Origin of the sequence: Alkalihalobacillus pseudalcaliphilus (assembly GCF_028610675.1) — a bacterium.
In the GTDB taxonomy this organism is placed as follows: domain Bacteria; phylum Bacillota; class Bacilli; order Bacillales; family Bacillaceae_D; genus Alkalihalobacillus; species Alkalihalobacillus pseudalcaliphilus.
The window spans coordinates 70,899-83,927 of sequence record NZ_JAQQWS010000012.1 but is presented as its reverse complement, the minus strand read 5'-3'; the positions used below and the strand labels follow the sequence as shown (position 1 = coordinate 83,927).

Sequence of the window (13,029 nt, the reverse complement as noted above, 5' to 3'; positions counted from 1 at the left end):
GTCGTTGAAACTATTGTAACAGGAGTTTAATGATGTCTTTTCTTTTTACACAATTATATGGACTTAATCTCTTTTTCCGCTCGTAACCCCGAGATTCCGCTTTTCCTCCGCATTGGACCCTCTTCCCGCTGCATTGCCGCGTATTTTCATTTGCGAAGCATTAACTACTCTTTTCCTCGCTTCATTGCTGCGAATGCCGTCTGGGCAGCTACAAATTACATGACACTCATCCCATTTCTATTGTTCCTTCTAAAACGATGTACTTTTTTCTCAACTCCATGATACTCGCCTAAACCAGTTGGGAGTACTTTCATAAAATAGATTAATACCTATCATAACAGGAGTGACCAATATGGCATTAGAAAAATTTGTCGATGCTCTACCGATTATGGATGCTGCCATTCCCACTAAAACAGACAAACACGGAGCCCATTACGAGATTACAATGATAGAGTTCACACAAAAGCTTCATCGAGATTTACCACCAACTCGTTTATTCGGTTATAACGGAACCTACCCGGGGCCGACCATTCATGCGAAGAGACATGAGCCCGTTCATGTAAAATGGAGTAATTTACTTCCTGACACGCATTTTTTACCTATTGATAAGTCCATTCATGGTTTAGAACATAATCCTGAAGTTCGTACAGTCGTGCATTTACACGGAGCCGAAACCAAGCCTGATAGCGACGGTTACCCTGAAGCTTGGTATACGAACAACTTCAAAGAAAAGGGTCCCCTTTTTGAGCGAGAAATTTATGAATATCCAAATGATCAAAGAGCGTCCACACTTTGGTATCACGATCACGCTATGGGAATAACACGCCTTAATGTTTATGCAGGTTTAGAAGGACTTTATCTTATCCATGACCAAGCAGAAAATCATCTACGCTTGCCTAAGGATGAGTATGATATTCCACTTCTCATCCAGGACAGAACCTTTAATGAAGAAGATGGCTCACTCTTTTATCCACGTCAGCCGAATAATCCACCAGAAAATTATCCGAACCCAAGTATCGTGCCTTTTTTTGGCGGCAACACGATTTTAGTTAATGGAAAGGTATGGCCTTATCTGGAAGTAGAACCGCGCAAATATCGTTTTCGCCTTCTAAATGGCTCGAATGCCCGTGGTTATACACTATTTTTAGATACCGGGCAACCTTTTGTCCAGATTGCCTCAGATGGTGGCTTACTCAGAAGGCCGGTCACACTTGAAGAAATCGAAATTGAGCCAGCCGAACGTATCGAGATCATCCTTGATTTTTCTCAGTATAAAGGACAAACGATTACGCTAAAAAATAATCTCGGTCCAAATGGTGACCCAACGAATCCAATTGCTGACATTATGCAATTTCGGGTAACCGTTCCTTTAAAAGGTTCAGATACAAGTCGAGTTCCAACACATTTATCAACGATTCCTTGTTTAAGCGGGCGCCCCATTTCTAAAATTAGAAATCTCCGCTTAGGTGGAACCGTTGATGAAATAGGGCGTGGTGTCCTTTTATTAGATAATCACTTTTGGCACGATCCCATTACAGAAACGCCAACATTAGGTACAACGGAGATTTGGAATATCATTAATACTACGAACTTTCCACATCCTATCCATATCCATTTGATACAATTCCAAGTTCTCGGCCATCAACCTTTTGATGTTGAGCTCTTTAACGAGACAGGTCAACTCACTTTCACTGGCCCGATCATCGCACCAAAAGTGAACGAACGCGGTTGGAAAGATACATTAGCCGCACCAGCCGGTCAAGTTACACGTGTGATCGGTCACTTCGCTCCATATCCTGGCTTATACGTATGGCATTGTCACATTTTAGAACATGAGGATTATGACATGATGCGTCCTATGTATGTTGTGGATCCAAATAGTAATACGCCGATTCCTCTCCCCCCTGGGCATGAACATGAATCAGGAGAGGGGCAACAATCCGAACGACCAAGACCAATTCCTACACCGATTGACCATGGTGAACACCATATGTAAAAAAAGAAAGTGCCGCATCATCTGGCACTTTCTTCCTTATTATTCACCGCTTGCTTTTTGCACCTTCGCTAAAACATTCCTTGCAAATTGATAATAAGCAGAATGAGGTTGTTTTTTTGTTACAGCCACAGCTTCCTTTGCAAGAATAAGTGCCTTTTCTACCTCTCCAATTATATGGTCCTTCTCGCAGGTATTTCCACTTTACTCATGGGCTTAGCTACAAATATCTGGTTCGGTACGCTCTTTTTTATGATGCCTACAGCTAGTTCAGTCATATTAAATATTACCTTTAGCTCTCTACTAATCTTAGAGATTGAGGATCAATATCGTGGCCGTCTGTTTAGCTTAATTAGCCTCTTTTCCGTTTTTCTAATGCCACCACTGGCGATTATCGGCGGCATTATAGCTGACCTATTCGCCGTTCAACACCTGTTCTATTTTACTGGTATCTATATGACTGTTATTGCGTTATATCCTTTAATCGATAAAGATATAAAGAATTTAGCTAAGCTCCCTTCCTAACAAAAAGACTGTCTCTAAAAGTGATCACTCACTTCTAAGACAGTCTACTCTTATTCCTGAAAATGCTCTTCATGGTACCTTTGTATTTCCTCTTCTGTTAATAACCTAGTCGCTTCTCCCACATTACCATTTTGCAAACGCCAAATCGTATTGTGATCCTCAACAGCTTGGGAAAAATCTCCGTTCAGCCACCTTGTGATGATTTGTTCATAAACGTCGCCATGCTCATATTGATTGGCTTCAATAATCATAAGGATTCGCTCTAGTCTTTCCTCTGTCACTTGGAATTTCCCCCATTTTTGCGAAGCGTGGACATATCCATGTGACATATGGTGAATACGGTTTTGAATGCTTAACTCTTCCATATCTAGTGGAAGAAGATCTTCGACATCCTCCCCTTCAATGGCACTAATGATAGGTTCAACCGTTTCACCTTCTTCAGGCTGAGCACTATCCTCTTCTACAGGTGCAGAAGTTTCTTCAGGAAATGAAGCTACTTCTTCATCTTTGCCTTCCTGATATATGGGGTAATACATATAGGCACCTACACCTAATAAAGCGATTGCGATAATAATGACGCTAACTTTTTTCATTTTGTTTGAATAACCTCCAAGTAAGAGTTCTATCGAACATTTCCCTATGAATCATCATTGAAAGTTTAACCTTATTTACCAGTTTTTCTTATTCTTTTAAGCTATCATAAAACCACTAAAAAAAGGAAGTATTAATGATGAATATTTTTGTTTTTTCGAATAGTAAACGGACTGAGCTAGTAGCCCAGTCCGTTGTTTTTATATGAAAGTTGCTTATGGGCGATAGTTTGTGCCGTGAAATTAGCTCGTCATCCATCTTACGATAAATGACCTTAGTAGGACAGTGCTCCCTGTTTGTTCAGGCCGACTCCTGATGGTGATCGAGTTGTAAACGGGCCAACAGTCTGAACAGTCGCCACTACTTTCATCTTTGTTGGTGGCGGAGCGGTTTTGGCTCCACTATGCGGTTTTTTTATGGAAGTTCGTGCTAATAGTCATATACGGGCTCTGAAACTTACTGCTACCTCCTGAGTTCAAAAAACATGCCATTTACATAAATTCTAAATGATAAAAACGTAAGTTGAACGTTTCATCCCTTTTTTCGTGAACTTACTACTGCTCTTTCCTTGTGTAACTGCTTCGTTTACTTTCATGTGCGTTATGAGCGAGTTGTTTGTACACCTATTGATTTTTTAGAAGCTTTTTCCATTCATTGACAACTATTTGAGCAATGGCTCTTGCTCCCTGCTCTGAGAAATGCGTATTATCATTTACTCCCTCAGGATAATTCGGTTCCTCACCTTGCTTTAACCACATAAACCATGCTTTCGATGCCTCAGGTCCTTGCTCAACGTATGCGTCCGAACTTAATTTCGTTAAATCAATAAAAAAGGTCGATTCCTCTTTAGCTACCTCTTCTACCATTTCGTGATAACCTTCATGTGGATTGAGCATCCTACCCTGCTCTGAAAAATACCTTCTTTGGACAGGTGAAAGTAAGAGAGGAATCGCTTCTGCCTCTCTAATTTCACGGATATATTTTCGTAGATTTTCTTTATATTGTTCAGGTGTCGTCCCACGATGGTCCTCTTTTTGATCATTATGTCCAAATTGAATGAGTACCCAATCCCCTTTATTCAGGTGAGAAAGGGCTCTTTGAAAGTGACCTTCTTCACGAAAGCTTTTAGAGCTCCGTCCAGATTGAGCAACGTTAAAACTAGCCATTGACCTTAACTGCTCAGCCAAAAGTTGGCCCCAACCATATTGTGGAAACTTCTCAGGCGGATGTTCTGACATAGTTGAATCACCGATTAAAATAAGCTTAGGCTCTAATGCTATCTTTTGAATGGATAGTTCCTTAATACCTCCCCCCCACCATGCAAGCTCAATCTCTGAATCTTTCACATAAACATGATTGATAATCGTACTTGCAGTCGGTTGAGCTTTTAATAAAAGCTGACCATTCCCGTACTTAATCGATGTATGCGGATAAGCATAAATCGTCATTTGATATATGCCCTGCTCTACATTGTAATGAAAGGTCGGTACTCGCTCTCGGTGATAGTCACCCGTTAATGGCCTCGCCTCACCTTTTATAAAAAAAGCACCTGAATCTGGAGGGAATATTTCTCTATCTTCAAACGTAAAGGTCTTCATCATCCTGCTCCTTTTAAATGAATCGTGACAAGAGAACATCCGGTTTATTCTCTAATAATTCTTGAACATAAGCGAGAACTTTATAGTGATACACCTTGAGGCCCTGTTCTTTACCCCACAAATGCTCATTCTCTAAAATTTGAAAAACTGTATCTTCTAGAGACGTCTCATTTTCCTCATAAGAATGCCATACACCTTCTAAAAACAGTAATGTTTGTTCAGTATCTCGAATGGTATGTCGCTCCCCATTTACTTCACCTTGTAAAAAAGCTCCTTCTCTCTCAGTTGGTTTCATATAAACAAGAAGTGCCGCTAAACTAAAAATTAAACGCTCTGGAACTTGATTTATTTTTTCATAGTCTTTCAGGGTGGGCAGTAGTCTTGTTCGAAATTTATAAATGGCATTTAAACCTATATCTGTCCATTGGTGTGCAAGGAATGGATTTTCAAATCGTTCTAAAACCGAGTCTGCATAAGCTCGTTTCTCTTCTTCATCCGCCACCACGACTGGCACAAGCTCTTCTTTCAAACTCTTTTCAATAAAAGGTCGTAAAGTTGTATTCTCTAAAGCACTACTCACCGTTTTCTCTCCAGACAAATAACAGATCGCAAACATCATCGTATGAAGTCCATTTAATAAACGCACTTTAATCTCTCGATAATGCTCCGTACTTCCCCACTTCACTTCTAGACCCGCCTCTTGAAAGGGAATTTTATCATCAATCGGCTTTTCTGGCTCAACCACAAATAAATGATAAGGCTCTGCCACGGTTAAAAGATGGTCGTCGTAACCTAATCGTTCTACCCAAGCCTGCTCTTCCCCTTTCGGAAAACCTGGAACAATTCGATCGACCAATGTGTTACAAAATATATTCGCTTTGACGACCCAGTCCAAAAAAGCTTGAGGCAGTTCCCAATCTTTAGCTATTTGTAAAACGATTCGTTTTAATTCCTGTCCATTATTCTCAATTAATTCACATGGAACTAGATATAATCCCGCCTGAAGAGAACCATCGAAATATTGGTACCTTTCAAATAAAAATGCCGTAACTTTTCCAGGAAACGATAAGGGTGCTTGGCTTGGCTCATACTCCTCTTGCTGATAAACAAGCCCAGCCTCTGTCGTATTAGAAAACATCCACTTTATATCAGGGGACTGAGCAAGCTTTAAAACGTCTGTCCAATTTGTATAGGGGTTAATGCTTCTAGATATCGATTCAATAATCTCTGCCTGATCAATAACTTCTCCTGCTTGTTTTCCTCGAAGAATCGTCGTATATAGGTTATCCTGTGCTTGAAGAACTGGAACCACTTTTCCATGAGGCGTAGGTTGAATGCTTACGACATAGCCATCATATAAGCCTTGTCTATGAACTTGATGAAGCATCCAATCAAGGAAGCCACGCATGAAATTTCCTTCTCCGATTTGTATGATTGTTTCTTTTTTATTTACAGGGAGGTTCTGATTCTGTGATAGCCACGCTTTGGTTAACCTTGTTTTGGTTGTATTTGTGTCCATGTGATACCTCCTTTTGGATTGCTGCGTATTTTCATTTACACCGCATTGGCGACCTTTTTTCTCGTTTCATTGCCGTGTATTTTCATTTACGCCGCATTGACGACCTTTTTTCTCGTTTCATTGCCGCGTATTTTCATTAGACCGCATTGACGACAGTCTGTCCTCGCTCTGCTCCTTAGCACATGTGCTACCTACAAAATCACTCCGTCTTTAAACAAGGCAATTTCCTTAAATCCGTTTCGTTCGTTGTGTGTTGTGACTTCTCCTGATGCTAGACCCAGCACATAATCAAGTAAATCCTCTGCAAGCTCCTCCATCGCTTTACCCTCGACTAATACACCTGCATTAAAGTCAATCCAGTTTTTCTTCCGTTCATATAAATGAGAGTTAGTTGATATTTTCACCGTTGGAACAGGTCCACCAAATGGGGTACCTCGCCCCGTCGTAAACAAGACAATGTGGGCACCGGCAGCCGATAGAGCCGTCACCGAAACAAGGTCATTGCCTGGTCCCTCTACAAGGGACAGACCTGGTTTTGTCACCTTACCTCCATAAGGAAGAACATCGTTAACCGGGGCAAAACCACCTTTTTGCACACAGCCCAATGACTTCTCCTCTAAAGTCGTAATGCCGCCTTTTTTATTACCTGGCGATGGGTTTTCATAGACAACTTGATTATGACGTATAAAATACTCCTTAAAACCATTAACCATACCAACAATGGACTGATAGACCTCTTTATCCTTGGCACGATTCATTAAGATCGTCTCTGCCCCAAACATCTCCGGTACTTCTGTCAAAATCGTTGATCCACCTTGGGCAATTAATAAGTCAGAAAAAGCCCCAACGAGTGGATTGGCTGTAATTCCAGAAAGGCCATCAGAACCACCGCATTTCAAACCGACCTTCAAGTAAGATGCAGGAACTTCTTCACGAGCATCTGCCTTAGCTACTTCCGCTAATTCAGCTAACAAATCCGTCGCCTCTACAAGTTCATCCTCTGCTTCCTGTACCGATAAAAATTTCACGCGCTCCACTTCATATTCGCCTAAAGTTTCTTTAAATAAATCGATATAATTATTCTCACACCCTAACCCTAAGACGAGCACACCGGCTGCATTTGGGTGCTGAACGAGATTGCTTAAAATCGCTTGTGTATGCTTCAGATCATCACCTAATTGTGAACAACCGAACGGATGTGGAAAATGGTAGACTCCATCGATATTTTCATAGCCCTCTTGATTCCCAAGCTTCGCCACAAGCTCAGCAGTTTTGTTAATACATCCGACCGTGTTAATAATCCAGAGCTCATTGCGGATACCGACTTCACCATTTTTACGTTTAAAGCCTTGAAATGTTTTAGTCGCCAGACTCTTTTCTAAGGCAGCAGCGGCTTGATCGGGTTGATAATCATACTCCAACGTCCCATCGAGACCTGTTTGAACATTATGTGTATGCACCCAATCTCCAGCTTTTATAGGCTCTTTTGCTACCCCGATTGGAAAGCCATATTTATGAACCTTCGCCCCGACGCTTACATCATGTAAGGCCAATTTATGACCACGAGCAATATCCTCCTTTATAACAAAATCTAGACCATCAAACTGAATCGATTGCCCTTGCTGATAATCACGTAATAAAACGAGTACATCATCATTGGGATGAATTTTCATATAATCCATGGCTTACACTCCTCGGTCTCGGCTAAGAGCTCTTTCACTTTTACAGACTGGCCACTTTTTGCTGATTTCCAAACGGCTTCACCAACAGCGATCGAATAGGCACCAGCCTCAGCACCTGCAAGTACTTCATAGCCACGACTCGGATCAGAACCTAAGTATAAATCCTCTTGAATCAGCGGATCGCCACCACCATGACCACCATCATTTTTCACTACATGAATAATTTCTTTTGACCCGAATAATGGAATATAATCAATCGTTTGCTCTGGTGTTGGAAAAGGAGTCCTTGATGGAGCATGGTATTCCTGTGTCTCTATCCTACCTTTTGTTCCATTAATCGCAAGACGATAACCTTCATAAGGGACAGAGAAATTAATGGAATAGCTTAATAATGCTCCCTTGTTATATTTCACCGTTGCTACATACGTATCTTCAATCTCAATATCGCTGTCAAAAATACAGGAATCTGGGCGATACCCTGTATAAGCACCTAAATCTTGACCAGCCATCAAATGATCATCACGCACAGCCACACTTTGACTACGTCCCGACCAACGACGGTAATAATCACAATCTAATTGTTCCGTACAGGTTCCACAATGGCGCCCATCCACTCGACTTGGATTAAGCTCACTATCTGCCCCGTAATAGTTCAAAGCTCCATAAGCAAAAACTTCCTCAGGCTTCTGGTCAATCCACCAGTTTACTAAGTCAAAATGGTGGGTTGATTTATGAACCGATAATCCTCCAGAAAAGTCTCGATCACGGTTCCATCTCTTAAAATAGCTCGAGCCATGGTACGTATCAATATACCAATTGAGGTCAATCGAGGTCACACGCCCTATTTTGCCTGAATCAATCAACTCTTTTATTTTTGTGTGATAAGGACTATATCGGTAATTAAAGGCAACGGTTACTTTGCCTTTGCTCTCTCGTTCTGCTTCTAACACACGAATTGCATCATCACTCGTCGTCACCATTGGCTTTTCACTAATAATATCTAAATCTAACTGTAAGCCTTTTACGATATAATCAACATGCGTATCATCTCGACTCGTCACAATAACAGTGGTCGCACCTGTTTCAGCCACCATTTTCTCAAATTCATCCTGTCGGTAAAATGGTATTTTTTCTAACTGTGGAAACGTATCCACACATACTTCATACCTTCTTTTATCAATATCTAACAAACCAACAATTTCATTTGAATTGAAAAAACGTGTTAACACCGGCTCTATAAACATTTTTAACGCTCGATTACTTAAACCACAGACAACTATTTTTTTCATTTACACTCAACCCCTTAGCCATGAGAAATGGCTTCATTTTCAATCGTTTGTTTCTTTTTCATCGCTTCAAAAATATGATGGGCAAACCAAGAAATGACATAAGCGATCGTTGCCGCAGCAAAAAAGATAATAAGACCAGGAAGATACATAAAAACAGCCTGCAAAGCAACAATGCTAGCCATTAACAAAACAACATGAAGAGGATGACCACATGCCATCATCAATGCTGCTCGAACACGTGCTAACCCTTTTAAATGAAAATTGACATACGTAGGGAAAAATAGGAGCAATGTTCCGGCAAATAAGACGGTGACCATGAGTAAAAATGCTCGAATAACCATCATGACGATACTTGCACCTGCAAATAAAGTAAAGTTCCAATAAATGAGGAAACCGATAACAAAAAATGCCCATCCAACGCCATTTGCTCGGAAGAATTCAGTCTTATACGTTTGCCAAAAAGTTTGAAACACGGGTTGATCCCAGTCCTTCTTTGCCCAATCCTTCGTAATGCTAAATAAAGCGACTGTAGCTGGTGCAATCCCCAGTACAATGAGCCCTAACAAACTAAATAACACCCATAAAGCATTGGCATAAGCCATTTTGGAAACACGAAGAGAAACACGATAAAAGCCACCCCAAATGCCGGACAATTCCATTACTCTACCTCCTCTAATCCCTCTTTAATAAATGCTATGGCTTCCTTTGACCGTTCATGATAAACAGGTACTGCCAGTAAATGTTCACTTTCTAATTCAACGATCCCTGAGAGTATTTCTTTTAATGCCAAGCCCGCCACAAAGCTTTCATCTCTTAATACATACGGTTCTGCTTTAAAGTCTTCTAACGGTACTAGCCCTTCTGGATCCATTGGTTCGGTAATACTTTCATGAACAATTAAAATATGTGCTTGATGACCAGCGAGCTCAACAATAAGACGTTCCAAAATCGTAGGGAACACCGTTACGCGAACATCCTCCGAATCGATCCACTTACTTAATTGTTGTTGCTTTTCATAGATTTCATCGGAGAAGGCCATAACATGAAGCCGCTCATCATCCTTTTCACTACAGCCTACTAGTAGAATGCTTATAAGCAGCACTACGATTACTACCCACTTCTTCATACCTTCTCCGCCTCTCAATCTTAAATTACTTTTGTGCTTTTTCCACTTCTGTACAAGCCAACGCAAAAGCTCCTACACCATGAAGGTCGTTCACACTCGTCGGTCGTGTCACGTAGTCCTCATAAAAACCGATTGACGTTCCTATACAGATATCCTTCAGTTCCAAAGAACCTTCTTCACTGATTTCTACAGAATGTTCAATAATCCCATTCAAACCTTTGACCGCTCTCTCATAAGCTTCCTTCTTTAAATAACCTAACCGATAACCTTTCGCTAACGCATATACAAAAAGGCTCGTACATGAGCTTTCTAACCAGTTGTCCTCCTGTTCACCCTTATCAACAACCTGATACCAAAGCCCACTTTCTTCATCTTGGTAGCGCATCAAATTCTCCATCACATCTTCAAAGGCACCCATTAATTCTGCCTGCTTATAATGATCATCACCAAGCCACTCAATCACATCTGCCAATGTCATGACGTACCAACCAAGAGCACGCCCCCAAACCTCTGTTGTTTGCCCTGTCTCTTTGTCACAAACCGCAACCTGTTTACTCGCATCCCATGCATGTTTATATAAGCCTGTACTTTCATCTTTTGTGAACTTACGAATCAGTGCCTCTTGTCGAATAAACAAGTCTGTTAATTCCGGTTCATTAAACATCTGTCCGTATTGTAAAGCAAAAGGTCCCCCCATATATAAACCATCTAACCACATTTGATTCGGATATTTATCCTTATGCCAGAAACCACCATATCGATTACGATTTAATGTATGAAATAGTCCTCTTAGCTTTCTCGCCGCTTCTTTATAGCGGTACTCGCCCGTCTTTTCATACAACGGCAGTAACAATAACCCCGCTTGAATGGCGTCAAGCTCATCTCGTCTAAATATGAAGTTACCCTGTTCATCAACAAGCTCATCGACATACTCTTTCACGTAATGCCAATAACGTTCATCCTGCTCCATTTCCCAGATACGATGAACACCACATAAAAAAACACCTTGATGATAATGCCAGCGATGAGCCGGTGGCATCTCTACCGGACGATAAAGCTGCATAATACTATCACACGCTTTTTTTGCCCACTCTAAGGGTGTATATTTTAAACTTTTTGTCGCTTCTGTCATATATGAGCCTCCTTATATTCAAACCAATCAAAATCTGCCACTGTTTCAGTTATCTGTCCATTACTAGTTGCAAAGAGTCCAACATATGTGCCAACAAACCCACCCGCTATATCGGTACTCAAAATCCTGCCGTCTTGGTTATCCACTAACAAGGTCCAACTTTCTGCATCTGAAACACGATAATAAAAGCTGATATCCTGTTTTATGGCCACCGCTTTCAATTGAATAGAACCACGCCCAATAACTCGCTCTACTTTTATCGTTTCTTCTTCACCTGCAGCACGTTTGACAACGCGTAATTCTTTTCCCTCTTGATAACTAACTTCTAGACGATAATGAAAATCATTCGAATGAAAAAGCGTCATTCCTGCTGCTTCATCTGCCTTTTTTGGTTCAAACTCAAGCTCGGTTACGGCTTGATAACTTATATGTTGCTGCCTTCTCCCGATAAAACTAGGATTTGCTTCTTCCGCTAGACTTTCTGGCTTTAGTTTGAGCCTTAAGTACCCAGGTCGTTCTTCCAATGAGAAAAAGTTCTCTCGCGGTGTTCGAATTGAATTCCACTCTAACCCGAGTTTTTTGTCATCAAATGAATCAAACGTTTTAATTTCCACTCTAGCATTGTCTTTTAATAACGAAGGACCCGTCATTATTTCTTCTAACCTTCCTGTTTCAGGAGCAACTACTGGCCAATCCTCTTCCCAAACTACTGGTGCTAAAAAAGTTTCTCTCCCCATATTCCGATACATTCCACCACCATAAGGCCTTGACGCTAAACAAAATAGCCACCATTCCCCGTCCTGTGTTTCAATAATATCGGCGTGACCAACATTTGAGATTGGATAGTTCTGGCCTAAATGCCTGTGTGTTAAAATTGGATTCCGTTTATTTGGTTCATAAGGTCCTGCAATATGTTTGCTTCTCGCAACGGTTACAGCATGTGTATAACCTGTTCCACCCTCAGCAATGATTAAGTAATAATATCCATCTTTTTTATAAACATGTGGTGACTCTTGAGCATGGGCAATCTTTAAAGCCCCATCCCAAATCCCAACTGGTTCACCGATAAGTTTTTCTTCATAAACATCTAACTCTTGCAGCCAAATTTCCATATGTTTCGCATGCGTCTGTCCAGTCGGAGGAACTCGGTTACCTGTATAATAGACACGACCATCATCATCAAAAAACAGTGAAGGATCAATACCCGGAGCTCCTGTTAACCAAATAGGATCTGACCAAGGTCCCGCTGGGTCGGTTGCTGTGACATAAAAGTTCTTACGTTCGCCATGTTGACTCACAACAAATGTAGTAATCATGTAATAAATACCTTCATGATAACGAATTGTCGGGGCGTAAATCCCCTTAGAATTAGGGATACCATCTAAATTAAGTTGAGAGGGGCGGTCAAGAACATGACCAATTTGTTTCCAATTAACGAGATCTTTAGAATGGAAAATCGGTACACCTGGAAAATATTCAAACGTGGAGGTGACTAAATAATAGTCATCTCCAACCCTACAAATAGATGGATCTGGATAAAACCCTGGAATAATTGGGTTCTGATATGTTGCCAT

At 40.9% G+C, this 13,029-nt stretch carries 11 protein-coding genes; 2 read left to right on the top strand and 9 right to left on the bottom strand.

Features of this window, described 5'->3' with window-relative positions:
• Positions 1–352 precede the first annotated feature (352 nt).
• Positions 353–1,996 (top strand): multicopper oxidase family protein, encoded by a 1,644-nt coding sequence (locus tag PQ479_RS18475; protein WP_047990680.1) that lies wholly within the window; start codon positions 353–355, stop codon positions 1,994–1,996.
• A gap of 207 nt (positions 1,997–2,203) precedes the next feature.
• The gene (locus PQ479_RS18470) at positions 2,204–2,518 is read left to right on the top strand and encodes an MFS transporter (protein ID WP_047990679.1); all 315 of its coding nucleotides are present in this window, start codon (positions 2,204–2,206) and stop codon (positions 2,516–2,518) included.
• Positions 2,519–2,568: 50 nt separating this feature from the next.
• Here PQ479_RS18470 and PQ479_RS18465 read toward each other — a convergent pair whose 3' ends face one another.
• From PQ479_RS18465 to PQ479_RS18425, 9 genes are all read right to left on the bottom strand, one after another.
• Entirely contained in the window at positions 2,569–3,111 is a 543-nt protein-coding gene (locus PQ479_RS18465; RefSeq protein ID WP_047990678.1) for a DUF6241 domain-containing protein, read from the bottom strand.
• Positions 3,112–3,732: 621 nt separating this feature from the next.
• Complete coding sequence (locus tag PQ479_RS18460) at positions 3,733–4,707, bottom strand: rhamnogalacturonan acetylesterase (protein WP_273717148.1); 975 nt, start codon at positions 4,705–4,707, stop codon at positions 3,733–3,735.
• A 13-nt stretch (positions 4,708–4,720) separates the two neighbouring features.
• On the bottom strand, positions 4,721–6,226 hold the full coding sequence (locus tag PQ479_RS18455; RefSeq protein WP_083991366.1) for a tagaturonate reductase: 1,506 nt from the start codon (positions 6,224–6,226) through the stop codon (positions 4,721–4,723).
• Between the two features lie 191 nt (positions 6,227–6,417).
• Positions 6,418–7,908 carry a UxaA family hydrolase gene (locus PQ479_RS18450; protein WP_047990677.1) on the bottom strand — a complete coding sequence of 497 codons (1,491 nt, stop codon included), beginning with the start codon at positions 7,906–7,908 and terminating at the stop codon, positions 6,418–6,420.
• Positions 7,896–9,197 (bottom strand): Gfo/Idh/MocA family protein, encoded by a 1,302-nt coding sequence (locus PQ479_RS18445; RefSeq protein ID WP_047990676.1) that lies wholly within the window; start codon positions 9,195–9,197, stop codon positions 7,896–7,898. The genes PQ479_RS18450 and PQ479_RS18445 overlap by 13 nt, the downstream gene beginning before the upstream one ends.
• A 14-nt stretch (positions 9,198–9,211) precedes the next feature.
• Positions 9,212–9,856, bottom strand: coding sequence for a YesL family protein (locus PQ479_RS18440; protein WP_047990675.1), 645 nt, complete (start codon positions 9,854–9,856; stop codon positions 9,212–9,214).
• Positions 9,856–10,323: a hypothetical protein gene (locus PQ479_RS18435; protein WP_047990674.1), complete on the bottom strand. Its 468-nt coding sequence runs from the start codon at positions 10,321–10,323 to the stop codon at positions 9,856–9,858. Before PQ479_RS18435 ends, PQ479_RS18440 begins: the two co-directional genes overlap by 1 nt.
• A gap of 25 nt (positions 10,324–10,348) precedes the next feature.
• Positions 10,349–11,455: a glycoside hydrolase family 88/105 protein gene (locus tag PQ479_RS18430; protein ID WP_047990673.1), complete on the bottom strand. Its 1,107-nt coding sequence runs from the start codon at positions 11,453–11,455 to the stop codon at positions 10,349–10,351.
• Positions 11,452–13,029: a glycoside hydrolase family 43 protein gene (locus tag PQ479_RS18425; protein ID WP_047990672.1), complete on the bottom strand. Its 1,578-nt coding sequence runs from the start codon at positions 13,027–13,029 to the stop codon at positions 11,452–11,454. The genes PQ479_RS18430 and PQ479_RS18425 overlap by 4 nt, the downstream gene beginning before the upstream one ends.